This is a genomic window from Paenibacillus sp. FSL L8-0333 (assembly GCF_037965665.1).
Taxonomy (GTDB): Bacteria; Bacillota; Bacilli; order Paenibacillales; family Paenibacillaceae; genus Paenibacillus_AQ; species Paenibacillus_AQ odorifer.
The window spans coordinates 6,445,632-6,468,041 of the sequence record NZ_CP150186.1 but is presented as its reverse complement, the minus strand read 5'-3'; the positions used below and the strand labels follow the sequence as shown (position 1 = coordinate 6,468,041).

At 45.7% G+C, this 22,410-nt stretch carries 15 protein-coding genes and 1 pseudogene; 11 read left to right on the top strand and 5 right to left on the bottom strand.

Annotated elements, in window-relative coordinates; all coding sequences use genetic code 11:
- The first annotated feature begins 93 nt into the window (after positions 1–93).
- From NYE72_RS28865 to NYE72_RS28840, 6 genes are all read left to right on the top strand, one after another.
- Complete coding sequence (locus tag NYE72_RS28865; RefSeq protein WP_076140696.1) at positions 94–1,728, top strand: formate--tetrahydrofolate ligase; 1,635 nt, start codon at positions 94–96, stop codon at positions 1,726–1,728.
- A gap of 334 nt (positions 1,729–2,062) precedes the next feature.
- Positions 2,063–3,427: an FAD-dependent oxidoreductase gene (locus NYE72_RS28860; protein ID WP_038573671.1), complete on the top strand. Its 1,365-nt coding sequence runs from the start codon at positions 2,063–2,065 to the stop codon at positions 3,425–3,427.
- 978 nt (positions 3,428–4,405) lie between these two features.
- Positions 4,406–5,233 (top strand): formate/nitrite transporter family protein, encoded by an 828-nt coding sequence (locus tag NYE72_RS28855; RefSeq protein WP_036681949.1) that lies wholly within the window; start codon positions 4,406–4,408, stop codon positions 5,231–5,233.
- A 460-nt stretch (positions 5,234–5,693) separates the two neighbouring features.
- Complete coding sequence (locus NYE72_RS28850; protein ID WP_036681946.1) at positions 5,694–6,914, top strand: MFS transporter; 1,221 nt, start codon at positions 5,694–5,696, stop codon at positions 6,912–6,914.
- 68 nt (positions 6,915–6,982) lie between these two features.
- Positions 6,983–7,513: a GNAT family N-acetyltransferase gene (locus NYE72_RS28845; RefSeq protein ID WP_339210964.1), complete on the top strand. Its 531-nt coding sequence runs from the start codon at positions 6,983–6,985 to the stop codon at positions 7,511–7,513.
- On the top strand, positions 7,494–8,138 hold the full coding sequence (locus NYE72_RS28840; RefSeq protein WP_339210961.1) for an MOSC domain-containing protein: 645 nt from the start codon (positions 7,494–7,496) through the stop codon (positions 8,136–8,138). Before NYE72_RS28845 ends, NYE72_RS28840 begins: the two co-directional genes overlap by 20 nt.
- A gap of 94 nt (positions 8,139–8,232) precedes the next feature.
- Here the strand turns inward: NYE72_RS28840 and NYE72_RS28835 are convergent, their stop codons facing one another.
- Entirely contained in the window at positions 8,233–8,781 is a 549-nt protein-coding gene (locus NYE72_RS28835; RefSeq protein ID WP_036681941.1) for a GNAT family protein, read from the bottom strand.
- A gap of 230 nt (positions 8,782–9,011) precedes the next feature.
- Between NYE72_RS28835 and NYE72_RS28830 the strand changes: the two genes are divergently transcribed.
- Positions 9,012–10,718, top strand: coding sequence for a glutamine--tRNA ligase/YqeY domain fusion protein (locus tag NYE72_RS28830; RefSeq protein WP_339212126.1), 1,707 nt, complete (start codon positions 9,012–9,014; stop codon positions 10,716–10,718).
- An 85-nt stretch (positions 10,719–10,803) separates the two neighbouring features.
- Here the strand turns inward: NYE72_RS28830 and NYE72_RS28825 are convergent, their stop codons facing one another.
- Complete coding sequence (locus NYE72_RS28825) at positions 10,804–12,039, bottom strand: MFS transporter (RefSeq protein ID WP_305953522.1); 1,236 nt, start codon at positions 12,037–12,039, stop codon at positions 10,804–10,806.
- Between the two features lie 362 nt (positions 12,040–12,401).
- On the opposite strand from NYE72_RS28825, the pseudogene NYE72_RS28820 reads away from it, so the two are divergent.
- The 3 genes and pseudogenes from NYE72_RS28820 (at position 12,402) to NYE72_RS28810 (ending at position 15,907) form a co-directional block, all read left to right on the top strand.
- A pseudogene (locus tag NYE72_RS28820) lies at positions 12,402–14,251 on the top strand (ABC transporter ATP-binding protein).
- Positions 14,181–14,858 (top strand): response regulator transcription factor, encoded by a 678-nt coding sequence (locus NYE72_RS28815; protein ID WP_036681932.1) that lies wholly within the window; start codon positions 14,181–14,183, stop codon positions 14,856–14,858. Before NYE72_RS28820 ends, NYE72_RS28815 begins: the two are co-directional and overlap by 71 nt.
- Positions 14,855–15,907 carry a HAMP domain-containing sensor histidine kinase gene (locus tag NYE72_RS28810; RefSeq protein ID WP_038573657.1) on the top strand — a complete coding sequence of 351 codons (1,053 nt, stop codon included), beginning with the start codon at positions 14,855–14,857 and terminating at the stop codon, positions 15,905–15,907. Before NYE72_RS28815 ends, NYE72_RS28810 begins: the two co-directional genes overlap by 4 nt.
- Positions 15,908–16,170: 263 nt before the next feature.
- Here NYE72_RS28810 and moaA read toward each other — a convergent pair whose 3' ends face one another.
- Entirely contained in the window at positions 16,171–17,172 is a 1,002-nt protein-coding gene (gene moaA / locus NYE72_RS28805) for a GTP 3',8-cyclase MoaA (RefSeq protein WP_036681928.1), read from the bottom strand.
- A gap of 420 nt (positions 17,173–17,592) precedes the next feature.
- On the opposite strand from moaA, the gene NYE72_RS28800 reads away from it, so the two are divergent.
- Entirely contained in the window at positions 17,593–18,285 is a 693-nt protein-coding gene (locus tag NYE72_RS28800) for a molecular chaperone TorD family protein (RefSeq protein ID WP_036681926.1), read from the top strand.
- A 373-nt stretch (positions 18,286–18,658) separates the two neighbouring features.
- Here NYE72_RS28800 and NYE72_RS28795 read toward each other — a convergent pair whose 3' ends face one another.
- Complete coding sequence (locus NYE72_RS28795) at positions 18,659–18,949, bottom strand: hypothetical protein (RefSeq protein ID WP_339210958.1); 291 nt, start codon at positions 18,947–18,949, stop codon at positions 18,659–18,661.
- Positions 18,950–19,189: 240 nt separating this feature from the next.
- Positions 19,190–22,366, bottom strand: a complete 3,177-nt coding sequence (locus NYE72_RS28790) for an efflux RND transporter permease subunit (RefSeq protein ID WP_094901279.1) — start codon at positions 22,364–22,366, stop codon at positions 19,190–19,192.
- Between the last annotated feature and the right edge of the window lie 44 nt (positions 22,367–22,410).

The following is a 22,410-nucleotide window of genomic DNA, read 5'->3' as shown; positions in this document are numbered from 1 at the left end:
TGTATCCTTTGAAGAGAATATAGCAACTGTGCGAACATGCATAAAAAAGTGGAGTACAGCAGGATAATAACGGCAGGAGGGTTTTATACAAGCATGAAGTTAATTACAGAGGTAGCAGCACAAGCAGGGATCGACGAGCAGCATCTGGAACTATACGGCAAATATAAAAGCAAACTCTCGCCATCCTTATGGGAGGAAATGAAAAACAAGCCAGATGGCAAGCTGGTTCTGGTCACTGCGGTGAATCCCACCCCTGCTGGCGAGGGTAAGACCTTAACAACCATCGGGTTGGCGCAGGCAATGAATGCAGCAGGTGTGAAGACTGTGGCTGCTTTACGTGAGCCGTCGCTCGGGCCTTGCTTAGGGATGAAGGGCGGCGCAACAGGCGGCGGGAAGTCGCAGATTGTTCCGGCTGATGAGATTAATTTGCACTTTACCGGTGACATTCATGCGGTAACTTCTGCACATAATTTATTGTCCGCAATGATTGATAATCATATCTTCCAAGGCAATGAGCTGGGACTGGATCCGCAGCGTATCGTTTGGAAACGTGTCATGGATATGAATGACCGCAGCCTGCGCAGTATTGTGACTGGGCTCGGAGACGGAAACGGAGCCGTACGGGAAAGTGGCTTTCAGATTACAACGGCTTCTGAGATTATGGCTGTGTTATGCCTATGCGATAGCCTCATTGATCTCAAGAAGCGTTTGAACCGTATTCTAATTGGTTATGACCAAGAGGGACAACCGGTGACAGCCGAGCGAATCGGGGCCGTTGAAGCGATGACAGCGCTGCTTAAGGAAGCAGTTAAGCCAAACTTGGTACAGACTCTGGAAGGTACGCCTGTTATTGTGCACGGGGGTCCGTTTGCGAATATCGCTCATGGCTGCAGCAGTGTTATTGGCACTCGTTATGCCCTTAAGCTAGGGGATGTTGTGGTCACCGAAGCAGGCTTCGGAGCGGATCTTGGTGCAGAGAAATTCATGGATATCAAATGCCAACAGGCCGGGTTAACCCCTTCTGCTGCTGTTCTTGTCGTAACTGTTAAGTCCTTGAAATATAACGGTGGTGTGCCTAAAGGTGAGCTTCTAACCGAGAATCGGACGGCGCTGCGCGCGGGATTGGTGAATTTAGAACGCCATGTAGAGAATCTCGGTAAATTTGGAGTCCCTGTTTTAGTTGCCATTAATCATTTTGAAGGGGACAGTGAGGGCGAGATTAACGATGTACTGGAGGCCTGCCGCAATTTAAACGTGCCGGCTGCAATCTCAAAAGTATGGGCGGAAGGTAGTGCAGGTGGACAGGAGCTGGCTTCTGAGCTGAACAAGCTCTTGAATAATAGTGGCACGAGCCACTTTGCTCCTTTGTATGAGAAAGATCTCGACATTTCATCCAAAATCAACAAAATTGTCCGTGAGATTTACCGCGGGGCAGAAGTGAACTTTTCTCCGGCGGCTAAGCGTAGTCTGGCGGTTATTGAGCGGCTTGGGCTAAATGATCTTCAAGTATGTTTGGCGAAGACGCCTTATTCCTTCTCCGACCAGCCTAGACTCCTCGGAGCACCGGAAGGTTTTACGATTGGTGTCCGAGATATTACTCTTTCGCTTGGTGCAGGCTTTGCGGTAGTTATTACAGGCAATATCGTTACGATGCCAGGTCTGCCAGCTAAGCCAGCTGCTGAGGGACTATGGATGGACGAGGACGGAGAGATTCACGGTCTGGTGTAAAAGTGTTTAATAAAGGGCTTCTCCTTGTTGTATTAGAGGGGAAGCCTTTTTTATGCTTCCTTTGGATTCCTGCAAATGCAGATCATAATGTACCTCTCACGTGGCAAAGCTAATGAGGTCGTCGCATTCGGCAGCAGTGGCGGAAAAAACTTAAAATTGTGAACAATTTGAGGATATAGGCGGAAAAGACTTGTAATGTGATAAATATCACAATATAATCAATTTATAAAGTGAAATAAATCACAACTAACCCATTGTTGATCAGATTCCATCATTGATCGGTCATGCAAGTCAAATATATAACCCGATTGTCCATTTGAAGGAGGAAGAAATAATGAAAGTAGCTGTCATTGGATGTACCCATGCCGGAACCGCCGCAATTGTGAATACTGCTCAGCTTTACCCAGATGCCGAGATTACTGTATATGAGCGTAATGATAATATTTCCTTCTTATCCTGTGGAATTGCCTTGTATGTAGGTGGAGTGGTTAAAGACCCAGAGGGGCTATTCTATTCTTCACCAGAAAAGCTTGCAGAGCTTGGCGTAAAGACCAATATGCGTCATGAAGTAACTGCAGTGGATACGAAGTCCAAAACATTGCGTGTACGCAATCTGGAGACAGGCCACGAGTTCGCTGACACCTACGATAAGCTGATTATGACTACAGGTTCATGGCCGATTGTGCCGAAGCTTGAAGGATTTGAACTCGAGGGGATTTTACTTTCCAAGAACTATGATCATTCCAACACTATTATAGAAAAAGCTAAACAAGCGAATAAAATCACCGTCGTCGGCGCTGGATATATCGGCGTTGAACTGGTGGAAGCTTTTCAAATGAATGGGAAGCAAGTTACGCTAATTGATGGTGAAGATCGCATTCTGAGTAAATATCTGGATCAAGAATTTACTGCACCGATCGAACAATCTTTTCAGGATCATGGGATTAAATTGGCACTGAATGAGAAGGTCAGCTCTTTTGCGGGCAAAGACGGTAAGGTAACAAAGGTTATTACAAGCAAAGGTGAGCATGAGACAGATCTGGTCATTCTCTGCATTGGTTTCCGTCCTAATACTGAACTCTTAAAAGGTCAAGTCGATATGCTGCCTAATGGTGCCATTGTGGTCAATAACTATATGCAGACTAGCTGCCCAGATGTATATGCCGCGGGCGACAGCTGTGCGATTCACTACAACCCTACAGGCAAACACGCCTATATCCCACTGGCAACCAATGCTGTGCGGATGGGAACCTTAGTTGCACGCAACTTGGTAACAGAGACCATTCCTTATATGGGTACACAAGGGACTTCGGGCATTAAGATTTATGAAGATAATATCGCTGCAACAGGGCTTACTGAAGAAGGAGCTAAGGCTGAAGGAATGGACGTGGAAACCGCCATGATTATTGATAATTACCGTCCAGAATTTATGCCAACCTTTGAGCAGGTTCAGTTAAAAGTAGTGTTTGATCGCGCCACACGCCGTATTCTCGGGGCACAAATTATGTCCAAGATGGATCTGACGCAATCGATCAACACAGTGTCTGTATGCATTCAAAATCATATGACAATCGACCAACTAGCCTTTATCGATTTCTTCTTCCAACCGCATTACAACAAACCTTGGAACTTCCTGAATACAGTGGGTCTTCAAGCACTGCCGACAACAGTACCAAGCAAAGAGGCTGTAACGGTTTAAAAAGGAACGTTGTTCCTGAGTGATTTATTGAGGAAAAAGACAACCTTATAAAGCTAGAGAAGCAGCGATCCTCCTGTAACGGGAGGGTTGCTGCTTTTTTTGTTAGGTGCAGAATGATTAGCTGCATAGGTAGGTACAATCCAATGGCTTCGGCGATGGTAGCGAGCCAAATGTGCTCGAAAGTTACAGTTAAGGTCATTTGAGTCCGATGTCCGATAGCAAGCCAAATGTGCTCAAAAGTTACGTATAAGGTCATCTGAGTCCGATCGTGCTGAGTCAACGCCCACCGCAGAAGCTTTCGGACTCAGAAGCCGCTATTTAGCAATTAATCGCCTTTTGAGTGTGATTTCGGACTCCAATGCAGCTATTACATAAAATGAGGTACAACTAGTGTGTTTTTGGTGGCAATAGCGACTATGGGGTCCGATAGCGAGCCAAATGTGCTTGAAAGCTACGTATAAGGTCGATTGAGTCCGATCGTGCTGAGTCAACGCCCACCGCAGAAGCTTTCGGACTCAGAAGCCGCTAATTAGCAAATAATCGCCTTTTGAGTGTGATTTCGGACTCCAATGCAGCTATTGCATAGAATGAGGTTCATTTAGTGTGTTTTTCGTGCCAATAGCGACTATGGGGTCCGATAGCGAGCCAAATGTGCTCAAATGCTACGAATAGGGTCATCTGAGTCCGATGTCCGATAGCGAGGTATAGCTACAGTGAGATATAGCTGCATATAAGGACAACTGTGTCCGATAGCTGCTGCGTACGCTCAAATGTAATCCAACGAAACAAGATATGCTGGCTTAGTCGGTCATACATAAACTTCTATTTGTGCACAGGTCGCAGTAAATTTGACATGTCAGTGAAAACTTTCACTTAGTTTTCTCAAAGTGATAATTATCACGTTAATGTGTTTTACGACACGCTACAATGGTCATAAAGGAACAAATTTGAAGTAAATAGATGAAGGAGATAGGAACCATGGCTTATAGCAAACCGCAGCAAATTGCCGAAGTAACTGTAGAGAACGGCATAAAAAAAGCTCATAATCCGCTAAGTACCGTACTTATTCTGGGCTTTTTGGGAGGAGCGTTTATTGCGCTCGGGTTTTTATTGGATATTCGCGTCATTGCTGGCGCACCACAGGAATGGGGTTCCATTGCTAACTTTATCGGAGCCGCAGTCTTCCCCGTTGGGCTGATCATGGTACTCCTTGCAGGTGGAGAACTGCTGACAGGGAATATGATGGCCGTGCCGCTCGCTTTTATGGCTAAGAAGATTTCTTTCTGGGAAGTTGTGAAGAATCTTTTGCTCATTACGATTAGTAATCTGGCTGGGGCATTATTTGTAGCTTATTTCTTCGGTCATGTAGTGGGGTTAACTTCAGAGGGTGTGTATTTAGAAAAATTGGTGGATATGGCTGGTCATAAAATCGATGCAGAATTCTTTCCGGCATTTGTTTCGGGTATCGGCTGTAACTGGCTCGTTGCGCTGGCCGTATGGCTCTCCTATGGAGCAGATAACTTCAGCGGCAAAATCCTTGGTATTTGGTTCCCAACGATGGCCTTTGTTGCGATCGGATTCCAGCACGTTGTAGCTAACATGTTCCTAATTCCAGCAGCTATTTTTGAAGGTTATTATTCATGGGGGCAATACTTCACTAACTTTGTTCCCGTCTGGCTCGGCAATCTAACGGGTGGAGCAATATTTGTCGCAGCTGCCTATTGGATGGCATACTTGCGTAAAGCACCTACGGCTATTCAATCCGTAGATAGCATGTCCGGCAGCAGTGTCAAAAAACACGCTTAAGCTCGTCTTATAGAGCACTCCATAGAACATTCAAGGTCTGCCTTATTGGTGGCGTTAATGTTTAAGGGGTGCTTTTTGTTATGTAGACACAAAAAAATCCGCCGTGATATATCCGCGCTCGGGGGAACGAAATCGGATCACGGCGAATTTTGAAGGGGGAGTGTTTCTAGGCTCTATTACCCCGTCTTTCGGATAGCGAATCAGTTTCTTCTTGTTTAGTTTGCTTTACGGACGACAGCCACGGCTTTAAAATAAGAATAGATACTAGAGCTAGGAAGGACTGCGGACGTGAACCCCAAGGGAGACGGGATATTTCATGCGATATGTGCGTTTTATCCTCTAGATTTCATGCGTACTTTATCACGATAAAACGTCAATGTGTATGCTTGCTCATAACCCTGTTTTGGGATGATACTGGATGGAATAATGACACATATATAACAGGGGATGTACACTACTTATGAAGTTTTTACAGGCATATCCAAAAGAAGTGAAAATATTTCTAATTGCCAGCCTAATTAATGCAACAGGTAGTGCGCTGATGTGGCCGCTCGTTACGATGTATGTATTTGATGAGCTTGGACGCAGCATGTCAGATGCTGGACTGGTGATTCTTATTCAATCGGTTGGTGGGATCGTGGGTCAACTACTCGGGGGCTCACTCTATCATAAGGTAGGCGTTAACCGGCTGATTGTCGGAGCGCTCGCCATGAATGCTTTGGCACTGTTCACCTTGCCGGCAGCTAGTAACAACTGGACGTTATTTATGGTAGCAATGGGACTGGTAGGATTATTTAATTCCTTATCATTACCTGCCATTCAGGCATTTATCGGCTTTCGTTTCACGAAGCAACGTGGTGAGCTGTTTAATGTTATTTATGTCGCCAATAATATTGGTGTAGCACTGGGGACGGCATTAAGTGGTTTTTTGGCCGATATTTCCTATATGCTAAGCTTTGTAATGAATGGTGTAACTTCGGCGGTATTTGCGGGTTTCTTTTTTATATATCTGAAGAAAATCGGTGGAGAACCTGCGCATGAGGTAATGGGGCATCAGAAGAATGAACCAGAGAAACAATCCACGTGGAAGCTAATGGGGCATACTCGTATTTATCTTTATATGGGGATCGGTTCTTTGTTCCTGCTTCTCGGTAACTCTATCTGGAATACAGGGGTATCTCCGTTCATTATTTCAGAGGGCTGGCCTAAGAAAACTTATGGTTTTCTCTGGACACTGAACGGTATTTTGATTTTTGCAGCTCAGCCATTGGTAACAATGATTAAGCGCTGGTTCGCGTCTACCTCAACGGCGCAAATGACTGCAAGTGCCCTGTTTTATTTGGGTGGCTATGCGTTTCTTTTGTGGATGCCTAATTATCCTGGCTTAGTGCTCGGAATGGTGCTTGCTACACTGGGAGAAATGCTGATTTCTCCAGCGATGCCATCCTTTATCTCGGATCATGCGGGGCGCAGCGCACCATTTTATTTGGGACTAAGCGGAGGGATTGGTGCAGTCGGGAGAGTCATTGGCCCTTACTTCATGGGCAGACTGTATGATAGCGGTGGTTTGGCACCGACAGCCTGGCTGGCCTGTGCGATGGCGCTGCTGTCTGTAGGATTTTTCGTCATCCATTCTTTAGTCAATCGTAAAGGCCATTCGTTAGAGCGGTCCGTAAGATAACTATACACAGTCGATTCCAACATCTGCTGTGAATTCTATAGAGGTGCAAGGCAAGGGGTGTACATCTTATGAAACAAATCAACAAGGCAAGGTTAACTATTAGACCCTCAGAGATTAAAGACGTGCGAGAACTGATTGATCTGGACCATCTGATTTGGACAGAGGACACTAGCCCGGGACCTATGTTGTGGCGCTCACAAGAGGATTTCTTGCTGAATGCTCCTCCGGGCTCTCAGCTCGTAGCGCTGCAAGATGACAAGCTATGCGGATATGTCGGGTTTGGCTGCCCTAGTAGAATGGAGAGCAACCGGCATGTGTGCGAGGTTAATATTGCTGTTCATCCGAACTATCAACGTTTAGGCATCGGCCGGCAGCTCATGGAAGCCATTAAGGAACATGCTGCGGCGCATGCTATTCGTAAGCTTCGCCTGCGTGTATTATCCTGTAATGAATCAGCGATTTCTTTTTACCGGAAATGCGGTTTTGTGGAAGAGGGACGTCTGCGGGAGGAGTTTTATCTTGGCGGCCGTTATGTGGATGAGATATTTATGAGCTGTATGCTGACAGGAGGAACTGGATATGGAGATCGTCTCGCTTAATGTCGGTCGGCCGGTGATGGTGGATTATCGGGGAAAACCTTTGGAGACCGGAATTTATAAAACACCTGTAGAAGGATCAGTTCAGCTTCATACCAATGGATTTGTTGGAGATGGTCAGGCAGATCTTAAACATCATGGAGGTCCTGACAAGGCGGTGTGCGCCTATCCCATTGAGCATTATTCTTATTGGGAACAGCAGCTGGGAAAGAAACTGGAGTACTCGGCTTTCGGAGAAAATATCACCACAACGGGTCTGCTGGAGACAGAGGTGTGTATTGGCGATGTATATGAAATAGGCACCACTCTGCTTCAGGTTAGCCAGCCAAGATATCCTTGCTTCAAAATCTCACAAAAGCATGGACCCGCAGATCTTCCGGCTCAAGTTCTGGATACAAGGTATAGCGGATTTTACTTGCGTGTACTTCGTGAAGGAATGATTTCAACCGGCGATGCAATTGTCAAAAAAGAAAACGGAGACAGCAATGCTTCCGTGGCGCATGTACTGCATTTAATGCAGGTTGGGCTGCAAGAGGAAGCTGCTCTGGCAGAGCTTGTGGAGCTGGAAGCCCTCTCAGCCGTAGTACGGAACAAGTTTCGAAAACAGCTGGGTATGCCAGAGATCTAATCTTGGTCTGCTCAATAAAATAAACCTGGGGGCGTATGCCAGCCAGGTTTATTTCTGCTTGCGTGTTTGTTTAACTTTGCTTTGCTTAAGTAACTTAGCCGAGCAGCTGCCACTCACTACGTAATAAACCATATACGGCGTGATTCACGTAGCCATCGGGCAGCTTTTCTGCCTGTCTGATCACACCTTCGAGCACAAAACCAAGCCGTTCAGGAATTGCCCGGCTAGTTACGTTGGCGGTCGCGCAGCGAATTTCTACCCGCTGCAGCTCCATTTCCAGCAGTGCGTAGTCTACTAGAACTCGGCAGGCACTGGTCATATAACCTTTGCCTTCATAGCCATCACCAAGCCAATAGCCAATCCCTACCGAACGGTTATGCCAGTCAATCTGGTGATACCCAATGACGCCAGCGAGCTCGCCGCGGACCCAAAGTCCAGCAGTGAAGGCGCCATTGTCAGTGCCTTGTTTTATAGCATTTTTAATGAAATTAAGGGTGTGATCCTGTTCCGTAACGGCATCAACCCAAGGAAGCCATTGCCTAAGTCGTTCCCGCGAGCGCTCTACTAACGCGAATATGTGCCTAGCATGCTCAGGCATGAGTGGCTTTAAGATAAGCTCTTCGTCGATGACATAATTAAACAAGCGGTTGCCTCCTTTTCGGCACAAGGCCTTATGTATGATTATGGATTTTTTCTTATGATTATCATGCTACTCTATCGCCCGCAGAGAAGTCAAAAGGTCTAAAGATGCTAAAAATTGATCCAGGCCATGTGCCCCCTTTTATTGAACAATCTACAGTTAACGGGTATATTAGTAGGAAACATGTTTATACAAGAAGTAGTGTAACACTACAGAACGAAAGGTTGATAGCTGTGGAGAACCGTACTACCCCCTCCAATTTTATTAAAAATGTTATTACCGAAGACCTCCGTACGGGTAAAGTAAAAGAAGTTGTCACACGCTTTCCGCCGGAGCCGAACGGTTACTTACATATCGGACATGCCAAGGCGATTTGGATTAACTTTACACTGGCGGACGAGTTCGGTGGCAAGACTAACCTAAGATTTGACGACACGAATCCTGCCAAAGAAGATACGGAATATGTGAACTCCATTCAGGAAGATGTAAAGTGGCTGGGTTATGAATGGGAAGAGCTGCGTTTTGCATCGGATTATTTTGAGGAAATGTACAAACGTGCCGGATTATTAATTACTAAAGGTAAAGCTTATGTAGATGACCTCAGCGCGGATGAAATTCGCCAATTGCGGGGAACGCTGACGGAGCCAGGACAGAACAGCCCACATCGTGAGCGCAGCATCGAAGAGAATTTGGATCTGTTCCGCCGTATGCGGGCAGGGGAATTCAAAGATGGTGAGAAGGTTCTTCGTGCCAAGATCGATATGGCTTCTCCAAATATTAATCTGCGTGATCCTGTCATCTATCGGATTACTCATGCGCATCACCATAATACAGGGGATAAATGGTGTATCTATCCGATGTATACGTTCGCTCATCCACTTGAGGACGCCATTGAAGGTGTAACTCACTCCCTTTGTTCGCTTGAGTTTGAAGATCAACGCCCATTTTATGATTGGGTCGTAGCGGAATGTGAGATGCCTTCTGTTCCGCATCAATATGAATTCGGCCGTCTGAATCTCGCTCAAACCATGACTAGTAAACGTAAGCTGAAGCTGCTGGTAGACGAAAAACATGTGGATGGCTGGGACGATCCGCGGATGCCAACGATCTCCGGCCTGCGCCGCAGAGGATATACGCCGGAAGCGATTCGTAAGTTCGTGTTCGAAGCAGGGATCTCCAAGAGTCAGGGTCTAGTGGACCTGCAAATGCTGGAGCACTTTATCCGGGAAGACCTTAAGTTAACTGTGCCTCGCACCATGGCTATACTTCGTCCGCTTAAGGTTGTTATCACCAATTATCCGGAAGGCCAAACAGAATGGCTTGAAGCGGAGAATAATACAGAGAATGAAGAAATGGGTGTACGCCAAATTCCGTTCTCTCGTGAGATTTATGTTGAGCGCGACGACTTTATGGAGAATCCGCCCAATAAATATTTCCGCTTGTTCCCCGGCAATGAAGTACGTCTGAAGCATGCTTATTTCATCAAATGTAATGAAGTCATTAAAGATGAGAATGGCGAGGTTGTTGAACTGCATTGTACGTATGATCCGGAAACAAAGAGTGGCAGTGGATTTACAGGCCGTAAGGTAAAAGGTACTCTGCACTGGGTAGAAGCTAGTCAAGCTGTGCCTGCAGAATTCCGTTTATACGAGCCACTGATTTCTGCTGAAGAAGTAGATGAAGCTGCAGAAGTTGAAGGTCTGGATTCCACGGTAGAGAAAGCGGAGCCTAGCTTCTTGGATCAGCTTAATCCTAAATCCATTGAAATCTTACAAGGTTTTGTGGAACCCGCGCTTAAGGACAGTGTGGCTCAGGATAAATTCCAGTTTTTCCGTCATGGCTATTTTAATGTAGATAGCAAATATTCGGCGCCTGGGCATCTCGTATTCAATCTTATCGTTTCACTGAAGAGTTCATTTCAGCCTCCAAAACAAGGCTAACACTTGATTCGTTCAGGTTCTTTATAATAAAACAGGCTCAAACGTCCCGTTTAGGTACGTTTGAGCCTGTTTTTTATATTTTCGCTTATAATATTTCGATGTGAGAGAGTTCTTCCTCATCCTCTGTAGGGGGCCGGTAGCCTCCACGGTTTACAAAGAGCCACATGAAAGTAAAGCCTAGCGTTCCAAACAGTGTCAAGAAGACACCCGCTTGATACATGCTCTGTGCACCTAGATTCTGATACATCCACCCACCGAGAACTCCTCCAACAATACCGGCTATACCGCTCCAAGTCAGTGTGTAGAGTGCTTGTCCTGAAGCACGGTAAGGTCTTGGAATAAGAAGCATGGTCAGTTGAGTGCCTACATAGAAGAAACCACCAAATGTTATGCAGTGTAAAATTTGAATGAGCACTACTTGGAGGGCTGTAGTCGCGTCCGCCATGAACCACCATCGTAGTACGAATAAAGCGCTAACCAGCGCAAGCCAGCCAAGCAGAACAGATATTTTACGTTTAAGGAATCGGTCGCAGAGAACAAATACACCCACTTCCAAAATAGAGGAGAGGAATACTGCGAGACCAATCATTCCCTTGGAGCCGCCTAGATCCGTAATATACAAAGACATGAATGTAGTGTTCATGGTGTTCGGTATGGAAACTAGGATACCAAACAATATGAAACACAAGAAAAAGGGATTATAAATTAGCTTGCTGAAGCCTCTATACGGCATGGGAGCCATGCCAATGGTATGGTTGAGTTTCGGTAATGCAAGAATGGATAACATTGATGCACATAGTAAGCCTGCAAACAGATAGGACAAGATAGATACACCAGCCCAGTCAAGGACCAATCCGGCAGCAATTGCAATTAGTGCCCACCCCAATGAACCCCAAAGCCGAAAAGAACGGAAGCGATAGTTAGTTCCGTCAATATAGCTGAGAATCATCGTATTGCTCTGAGCAAATAACGGTCCTTGGAAGAAATAGAACAAAAGAATGGAGATGTAGATCATCTCATATGTATTTGCCCGAAACATAAGCTGGGATAACACTAACGTTCCGATTAACATAAGCAAAACGATTCGCCGGATATTCTGGTATCGGTCAGTCCAGATCGCCCAGAATGGATTTGCAAAGATGGATACTAGCGCACCCATAGAGAATACGGCACCGATCTCTAATTTGTTCATCCCTACATCCAGCAGGTATAGTTGAAAGAAGCTGGAGAAGAGGACCATGGTTCCGTATACAAAAAAATTGAACCATTTTAAAGACGTGAAAGAAGATGGATAGTTAACGCCTTTCCGCAAATGCGTCACTCCTTTCCCACTAGATGTCTTGCATGGATATACTGACCAATATTAGGCCCTTCTATCACTGTAACACGTGTTGAAAAGGGATACAAACTTCCTTTTTTACTTTTTTACATTTTTTTAACGTTTATTTAAATTTGATCCGCTAAGTGACAAAAAACGCATATAACAAGTTTGCAGGTGGCAGAAATGTTAAGAGATCGCTCCTCCTTACTAGGAATATGCCTGAGGATTACCCTATCTACGTTCGTACAAAAGCGGATTAACGGGTTTAACTTCAGTTTACAATTCAGGGCTAGGATGGGGTTAAGCGAAACAGAGATGATACACTCTTCTCGCAGAGTCACCAAGAAAAGGGGAGTTTTTGCATGAGAAAATCCGAAGCTAAGGGGAAAACGGCGCTGAAGCCATTCCTCACATTATTAAAAGAGACCAAGCCTTCATACGGCTTATTGGCAATAGCCATTGCACTAAGCATGATCTCGACATTGGTTAGTCTGGTGATCCCAATGTTCACCAAAAATCTGGTGGATGGCTTTTCTTTGGCCTCCGTCAGCAAGCTGCAAATTGCGGGTATAGCGGGTGCTTTTATCGCGCAGACGATCGCCGGGGGAATTTCCATCTATCTGCTGAATTACGTGGGCCAGAAGATGGTTGCAGGTCTACGTGACCGGTTATGGCGTAAATTTTTAGTATTGCCAGTAGCTTATTACAATGATAATCGAACAGGAGAAAGCGGATGACGAATGATACAGGGATCATCAAAACGCTGATTTCTGAACATCTGGCCAGCTTATTTACCGGAGTGATCTCCATTGTGGGCTCCATTGCTGTGCTGTTATTTCTAAATTGGAAAATGACGCTTGTTCTATTCACCGTTCTTCCACTATCTGCGTTGATTCTGGTGCCGCTTGGACGGCAGATGTACAAAATCTCCAAAGGTATGCAGGACGAAACAGCCTCTTTTACCGCCACACTTAGTGGTGTATTGTCAGAAATCCGTCTGGTCAAATCCTCGGGTGCAGAGAAAAAAGAGTACGAAGCAGGCAAAACCGGAATTATGAACCTGCTCTCCTTTGGTATTCGTGAAGGCAAAATCAGCGCTATGATCAGTCCACTTGTCTCTTTTGTTTTTATGATGTTACTTGTGGTCATTATCGGTTATGGCGGAATGCAGGTATCTTCCGGGGCTTTGACAGCTGGAGAGCTGGTAGCCTTTATCCTGTATCTTATTCAGATTATTATGCCGCTTACTCAATTGACCACGTTCTTTACACAGATTCAGAAGGCTAAAGGGGCATCAGAGCGCATTATTGAAACCCTGGCAGCAGAAGAGGAGGTATATGAGGGCCAGGAAGAGGCGAACGGTGCAGAAGGTCCTATCTCGGTAGAAAATCTAAGCTTTGGATATAAAAATGGTGAGAATGTGCTAACCGATGTAAGCTTTCGGATGCTTCCGGGTCAGGTGACGGCTATTGTTGGACCGAGCGGGGGCGGCAAGACTACATTATTTTCACTGCTCGAACGATTCTATGAGCCTCAGAAAGGTATGGTTAAGTTAGGTGATAAACCAGTGTCAACCTTCTCTTTACGCTCATGGCGGAAACTGATCGGGTATGTCTCACAGGAAAGCCCATTATTGGCAGGTACGATTGCTGAGAATTTAACCTATGGATTGGATCGCGACGTTAGCATGGAGGAGATGCGTGCAGCAGCAGCAATGGCTTATGCAGATGGCTTTATCGATGAGCTTCCTGAAGGATATAATACGGATGTTGGTGAGAGAGGTGTGAAGCTCTCAGGTGGACAGCGGCAACGGATTGCTATTGCTAGAGCGCTGCTGCGGAATCCAAAGATTCTTATGCTTGATGAGGCTACCTCCAGTCTGGATAGCCAATCAGAGGCCGTAGTACAGAAAGCACTGTCCAATTTGATGAAGGGCCGGACTACGATTGTAATTGCGCACCGTTTGGCTACTGTTGTAAATGCTGAGCAGATTATTTTTATGGAAAAGGGCCAGATTACCGGGATGGGAAGACATGAAGAACTGCTGGAAAACCATGAGCTGTATCGTGAATTTGCCACCCAGCAGCTGCAGATGAATAACCTTGAGATTCAAGACAATAAAGAGGAGGCTCCAGTGATACATGACAAAAATACTAGTAGCGGACGACGATCCGCACATCCGCGAATTGGTAGAAGTATTTCTGAGAGCTGAGGGGATGGATGACATCTATGGAGCTTCTGATGGACTGGAGGCTCTTCAGATTCTGGAGAGCCATAACATAGACTTAGCCATTATTGATGTGATGATGCCCAATTTGGATGGCTGGGAGCTGTGCCGGAAGATGCGCCAAACTTATGATTTTCCGATATTGATGCTGACGGCTAAGGGTGAGACCTCCCAAATTGTGAAGGGCTTTGAACTGGGAAGTGATGACTATCTCGTCAAACCCTTTGAGCCAGTGGTGCTTATTGCGCGAGTAAAGGCGCTGCTCAAACGTTACCAAATCTCTGCTGCACAAAGTGTGGGGATCGGCCGGCTGCGAATGAATCGTAAAACCTACGAGGTATCCTCAGAGTATGGAGAAGTCACCTTGCCGCTTAAGGAATTTGAGCTGTTGTTTAAGCTGGGCAGCTATCCGGGGCAGACATTGACTAGAGACAGGCTGATCGAAGAGATATGGGGTTATGATTTTGAAGGGAATGAGCGGACGCTCGATGTGCATATCAACCGTTTACGCGAACGGTTCGCTCCAGATAAATACGGGTTTGTTATTCGTACCATCCGCGGATTAGGCTATCGGCTGGAGGCAGAGGCATGAACCGGTTTAAGGAGCTTCTTAAGCGGATTGGGATGACTTTTATTTACTTCGGTGGCGTTGGGATTAGCTGGAGTGCAGCTTATTTCTTGATGAACTGGATATATGGCAGGGTTGGACGCCCCTCTTCGGAGTATTTGACCCAGTTAATCGGCGTGATGGTCGGAATTGTGATTTTGTTCATGATGGCATTGGTAACCTCCAAGTTATTCCGGGGCTGGGAACGTGTTTTTTATAAATCAATTATCGAAGGTTTAGGGCGTATTGCTAAGGGTGATTTCAATGTGGTACTCGATAATACTAAGGACTATGGTGATTTTGGTGAGATTGTAGAGAGCATCAACGTAATGGCCAGCGAACTGAGTCAGATGGAGACCATGCGTCAAGACTTTATCTCTAATGTATCGCATGAAATTCAATCTCCGCTAACCTCTATTCGGGGGTTTGCTCTTGCGCTGCAGGATGAAACTTTGAGTGTGAAGAGCAGGAGGCACTACCTTAATATTATCGTGGCTGAGAGTACCCGTGTATCTGGGCTCAGTGATAATTTATTGAAGCTGTCCGCGCTTGAATCGGGCAATTTTCCGTTTGAAAATCAGATTTACCGCCTGGATAAGCAGCTTAGAGATACGATTCTGGCTTCTGAACCACAGTGGTTGGAGAAAAATATAGAGGTAGAGGCTGAACTGGAAGAAGTGAATGTATCTGCTGTAAAAGATTTAATGAGCCAGGTCTGGACCAATCTACTGCATAACAGCATCAAGTTTACTCCGCAGAACGGTTACATCCATATTAGCCTTCGCATGGTGGATGAGCAGGTAGAGGTGGAGATTCAAGATAGCGGGATTGGCATCTCGGAGGAAGATCTGCCTCGGATCTTCGAGCGTTTCTATAAGGCAGATAAAGCTAGAACCGCAAGTGGTGGCGGTAGTGGACTGGGTCTGTCACTGGTTAAAAAAATCGTTGAGCTGCATGAAGGTAAGGTAACTGTACATAGTCGTCCGGGGGAAGGAACCGCCTTTAAGGTGAGCTTGCGAGTACGAATGAAATAAATTTGCTGTATGTGAAAACCAGCTGAAGCTGGTTTTCTGGGTGGATTCGAGGATAACACCTTCCGTCCTGAGAATAATGCCACAAGAGCCGAGGCAGGAGCGACTATTTATAAGCTGCTCGAAGCTCTGTCTCTCTAATAGTGATTGAATAGTTCATCGCTAAGCTTTAAACCAAACGCCGCTTCCCCAGGTTGTTCAGTGGGAAAGCGGCGTTTTTTGTATTTATGAAATTAAAAGAGGAACTATAATACCGGGATGGACGTTTATCCACCAATTTGAGACATGCGCCGAGCTGTCGGCGTGTGGCTTTGTGCTTTTTTCTCCAGAGCTAAGGCCATTTCATGGTTATGAGGTTTGTTGCCCAGCGCTTTCCGGAATAAGGCCTGCACAGCAGCAGGATCGCTTATTAAAGGACGGACATTGTATTCATCTGCCCAATACAGGCAAGCTTTGATGTGCCCATCTGCGGTAAGTCTCAGGCGGTTGCAATTATCGCAGAAGTGATCGCTCACCGGATGAATCAGGCCGAATGTACCAGGGGCTCCAACAACCCGCCGATTCTGGGAAGGGCCATTCCCGGAGGGCATTTCTGCTGCTTCCGTTTCCCAACCAGCCTCAGTACAAGCTTCTACAACCCTTTCCAGAGGCAGATAAGTTTGGCGCCAAGCATCAGTAGCACTGCCAATCGGCATGTATTCTATAAAGCGTACATTTAGAGGACTCTCCAGCGTAAGGGAGATGAAGTCTTTGATTTCGTCGTCATTAATTCCTTTCATCAATACGACGTTAAGCTTTATCGGTTGAAGTCCGGCGGCTTGTGCGGCCTCGATCCCCTTTAATACCTTGGCGACTTCACCGCCACGAGTAATCATAGAAAATCGATCCTGCCGTAAAGAGTCTAGGCTGATGTTTACCCGTGACAGACCAGCCTCTTTTAACAGCGCGGCTTTGGCTGGAAGCATTAAACCATTTGTAGTCAGCGAAATATCTTCTATACCTGGAATCGCGGATATCATCGCAACAAGCTTTTCCAGATCTTTGCGGACAAGAGGTTCTCCGCCAGTTAGTCGTACTTTACGTAATCCAAGAGGGGCTAGCGACTTAACGACTGCGGTAATTTCCTCGTAACTTAGAATCTCGTCCTGCGGTTGGAATTGCATCCCTTCCGCTGGCATACAATAGATGCAACGCAGGTTGCAGCGGTCGGTAACCGAAATGCGGATGTAATCGTGTAAACGTCCAAAAGGGTCCGTCAGCGGCTCCATGGCGTTGCTCCCTTCCTTTAAATCTGGCTGATAAATTGCTCTTAAATTTTCTCGTATAAACGCCTAACGTCACTAACAGGATAGAACGCGAAGATGTTTATACTTGTTTAGAATTTTAAAGATTGCTTGGATTCACGTCAATGAGCAAAGTTCTGGACGACAGGGTTTCATTACATAAAACTGGACAAACTAGATAAGAAGATAACGCATATTGAACAACGAAAAGTGTGACAAAAGTACGACAAATAAAGTTTTTAGACATAGAATGCTCACGGAAAGCGCTTTTAATTTCCGATATAATCTAGGTGCGGATTAGTTTTAACGTTCACTTTTGCGAAAACAGATAGGATACCGGAAACCGCACGTCGGTAATGTGTGTGACGGAGAGTGACCGGGAAACCATTGAGGAGGATTTGCAAAATGAGTACACATACTGTTCCATCGCTCACCGTTCCGGAGGCTTTTAGCCGTTGGTTGGAAAGTCGGGGATTAATATATCAGCTTTTAGTGGATTTTTTGGGTAGAAAACCATCACTCTCTCTAGTGGCTCAATGGAGCCGCCATCGCCAGATGAGTGTAGCGGCAGAGATGACAGAAGGCGGTCGGGAGCTGAAGCGCTATTTGAGTCAGGAACCGAACAAGCTGCCAATGATATGCGAGAAAGAGAGCAAAGAATATAAACGGCTTATGCAAGAACAGTCCGTTAGTTCTTTTAAATTGCGCGAAGCAGCGATTTTAGGTCGTTCGGAGGATTTCTGCAACGTGCTTGCAGATGTGTACACCTCCGCTGGAATTGTATTCAATAAGTGTAATGGTGAAGCCGATGATCATATTGCTATTGAGCTCGAATTTATGGCAGTCATGCATGAGCGTATGCTTTACAATAGTTTTTCAATAAGAAGTGCTATGGAGCTGCTTGATATTCAGGAGTCCTTTTTGGAAAAGCATCTACTTCAATGGACACCGCAGTTCTGTCAGAAACTAAATGCAGCAACAGATAGTCCGCTATATCTAGGCCTCTCTCATATGCTTGAGGAGTTTCTGCCACTTGATCTGCAAATGCTTCGTTCCTGGAGAGCTTCATTGGAGAGCAGTGCAGCTACAAGCATTTAATATTAGAAAGCCCGGCCTAATTGATAGGTCGGGCTTTTGCGTGCTATTCAAGTAGATATGAAGCTTTAATAGAAGCTCTGTAGAAGCACAAATAGAAGTACCATGTGAAGCATCCTAGTGATGATCTAGTTAAACTCCGATAGAAGTAGAGGCTGACACACCAACTGAAGTAGTAATTGAAGTACCAACCGAAGCGTCTTATTGTTGCCCAACTGAAGCACCGATAGACTAATTGGGGAATTTCTCCCTGAAATTCTGGGATTTTCAGTCATCAGACTAATAATTAGGGAAAACCTCCCTAAAATATAGCTGATTCGGTGGTAATTAAAGAAATCCCCTTATTATCAGGGAGGAAATCCCTAATTTCGTTCATTTAGAGAAAATATTGGCTTTTTCCAGGGAATTTTTCCCTAATTAGTTTAAGATCCACTCCGCACATCGCCCAAACACAGAACGCAGTAAACACAAATGTACGCCGTCCAAACGACCCACGCAGATCACCCGCTGTATGCCGCGAACCCCACCATAAATCGCACATCGTCCACCGCTCTTCGTATATCATCCAGCGCTCACGGTACATCGTCTGCCACCACAATGCTGCAAATGCTCCACCGCCTGTCGCCACAAATACCGCATATCGCAAACCCCCCACCATAAATTGCATATCATCCAGCACCCACAGTACATCAGCTATCACACATCACGTATTTTTCACCGCTCAACTCTCTCCACTCACCACCCAACCTAATGACGTTGAACATTGGCACAGCACACAGTCTATTGGCCAAAGTAGGAATCCGCTGTGCAGCCTTTTACTAAAAAAAAGAAGCTGCCTCATAAGTAGAATTCACTACTTTGGAGACAGCCTCTCGTTTGAGCCTATTTACTTATTCACATCATAGTTCTAATCAATTACCTTTTTGCTGCGGAATTTCATCAGGAATTCATACACGACTGGCACTACTACAAGTGTCAGCAGCGTGGAACTGACCAAACCACCGATTACGGTCACGCCGAGCCCCTTAGAGATAATTCCTGCACTATTTTCAAGTCCAGTAACCAATGGCAGCAATGCACCAATCGTTGCAAGGGCAGTCATCAGGATTGGACGTAAACGTGTGCCACCTGCTTCAAGCAAGGCCTGACGCGTAGTGAGTCCTTCTTTTTCCTTATGAATAACGCGGTCGATGAGGACAATCGCATTCGTTACTACGATACCAATCAACATCAGCGCACCCATGAGCGAGGACACGTTTAAGGTTTCCCCAGCGATCAGCAGGGCAACGAGTACCCCAATCACTGTGAAAGGAAGTGAGAACAGGATAGCGAATGGTGCTAATCCACCGCCAAATGTAACCACAAGCACGAAGTATACGATGGCAATAGCGGCCGCCATAGCAATTCCTAATTGACCAAACGTATCATTGATCTGCTCGGTTACACCGCCGAAGGTAACAGTTACACCATCAGGCAATTCCATAGCATCTACTTTTTCTTTCACGCTGTTCGAAGCGCTATTCACGTCACTCGAAATAATTTCGGCAGTAACATCTACCTTCATTTTACCGTCCATACGAGTAATCGAGTCAGGGGAGGAGCCATTTTCAATTTTAGCGACTTGCCCGATTGGCACGGAGATGCCTAGTGGCGATGTCAAAGTAGCCTCTTCCATTTCTTTAATGCTCTTGTACGTTTCTTTATCTGTTTCGATATAGACTTTGTAGTTCTTGCCGTCCAATTCTACTTCTGTGAGCACTGGACGTGTGCCTGCTGGACTCAGCTTCATCGCAATTTGTCCGGCTGTAAGTCCAAGGGAGCTAAGCTTCTGTTGATCCGCTACAATCGTATATTGATCGTATGCTTCTTTGAGACTTGTTTCCGCGTCTTTGAAATTAGTGGTGTCAGCCTGTACGATTGAGGCAATCTCATCCGCGACCGGCTTCAGCTGATCCAGTTCATCTCCGAATACATTCACGGTTAGAGTGCTTCCACCCATACCTCCACTCATCAGAGCGGACATGTCACCCCATACACCATCTGGAACTTCTGCGGTCAAACCTTCAATAAGTTTCTCTTTAACAGCTTCGAAATCAGGAGTATCACTATCATAAACGATGAAAAATAGTCCTGAATTGCTGGATCCACCCATACCCATCGGGCTTCCACCGCCGATGGAATATTGCATTTTGTCTATATGCTTCTGCGCTAAAATGTATTTTTCAGCTTTCAGACCTTGTTCTTGAACTTCCTCAATCCGTTGTCCAGCCTTTGGTGAATAAGTAAGCATTACAGTTTTATCCTCTTGGGATGGCATGAAGCTTACGCCAATAGGCTTGATTAAGAACAAGCTGCCCGCAAGGAGAAGAACAGCAACTCCAAAAGTAACGAGCTTATGAGAAAGACACCAGTTCAGAATCTTTTGATAACCAGCAGAAAGTTTGTCTGGTTTCTCGCTGTGAGTTTTTTTACCTTTCAATCCATTACGGAACAACGAGTGAGCCATTGCAGGAACTAGGGTAATCGCAACTACTAATGAAGCGAGCAGGGCGAAGACCATGGTTAGAGCGAAAGGCAAGAACAGCTCACCAACCATACCACTAACCAAAGCAAGTGGTAAGAACACCGCGATGGTTACAATTGTAGAGGACATGATAGGCACGAACATTTCACGCGTGGCTGCACTGATTAATTCTCTGCCCTTCAGTTTCTCACCAGATAAGGAGAGCCGTCGATATATGTTCTCTATAACTACAATCGAGTCATCGACTACCCGCCCGATCGCGACCGTCATCGCTCCAAGTGTCATCATATTAAGCGTAATGTTCATCTGCCGCAGACACAGCACTGCAATCAGCAGGGATAATGGAATAGAGATGATAGAAATAATCGTCGAACGAATATTCCGCAGGAACACCAAAATGATAATTACTGCGAATAAGGCACCAAACACAGCTTTGGACAACATCGTATTTACGGAGTCCTCAATGGGCTTACCTTGGTCAAGCAGAACAGTAAGGTCAATGCCTTTATATTGTGCTTTTAATTCTTCAGTTTTGTCTTTAACGCCATTTACAACATCAACAGTGTTGGCATCATTGGCTTTGACAATCTGAATACCGATCGATTCTTTACCATTTGTACGGGAGATGGATTCGGAATTCCCCACAACCTCAATCGTGGCCAACTCTCCGAGCTTCACGGTTGGAAGTCCCATACTTGCAGCTCCGCCAGGAGCAGCATTTCCAGCACCTGCACCAGCAGCTCCGTTAGCAGCACCAGCGCCGGTAGCTCCAGCACCTGCAGCACCTGCAGCACCTGCAGCGTTAGCGCCAGTTGGCATTACCGGTATGGTCACATTTTTAAGATCTTCAACGGTAGTGATGTTGCCGTCCACGACAACTGCTTTTTGAGCCTTGTCCATCTCGAATAGTCCTAGTGGAACACGGAGGGAAGAGCCTTGAATGATACCTTTAACGGTATCTTCAGTCAGTCCATATTGGCTGAGCTTATCTTGATTGAATTTAAGTGATACTTCTTTGACGTATTGACCAGAGATTTGAATAGAAGCCACACCCTCAACATCCTCTAGGGCTGGGCGAATATCGTTCTCAGCAATACGTGTCAATTCCTCAAGGTCCTGGGTATCTCCATTGGAAAGACTGAGCGAAACGACAGGCATTGAGCTAAGGCTAAAACGGGAAATGGAAGGCTTCTGCACATTGTCTGGCAATGAGACCTCATTTAGCGATTCGCGCACTGCTGCTGTAGCATTATCCAGATTTGTTCCGTAATCGAATTCAATTTGGATACTGGAGGCATTCTCCAGAGAAGTGGAGGTGATCGTCTTTACACCATCCACATTGCGGAGCTTTTGCTCCAACGGTTTGCTGACATCATTAACGACGCCTTCTGGTGCGGCCCCCGGATAAATGGTTGTTACGCTAAGATAGGGTATACTAATATTAGGCAAGGTTTCTTGCTTCATCGTCAGTCCGCTATATAAACCGGCAAACACAATAATTATCGTCAGAAGCCAAATGGCAAATTTGTTCCTGAGCGAGAAATTAATTAAGCTTTTCATAAGTTTCGTTTCTGCTCCTCTCGGCCCTTTTCTTTACGAAATAA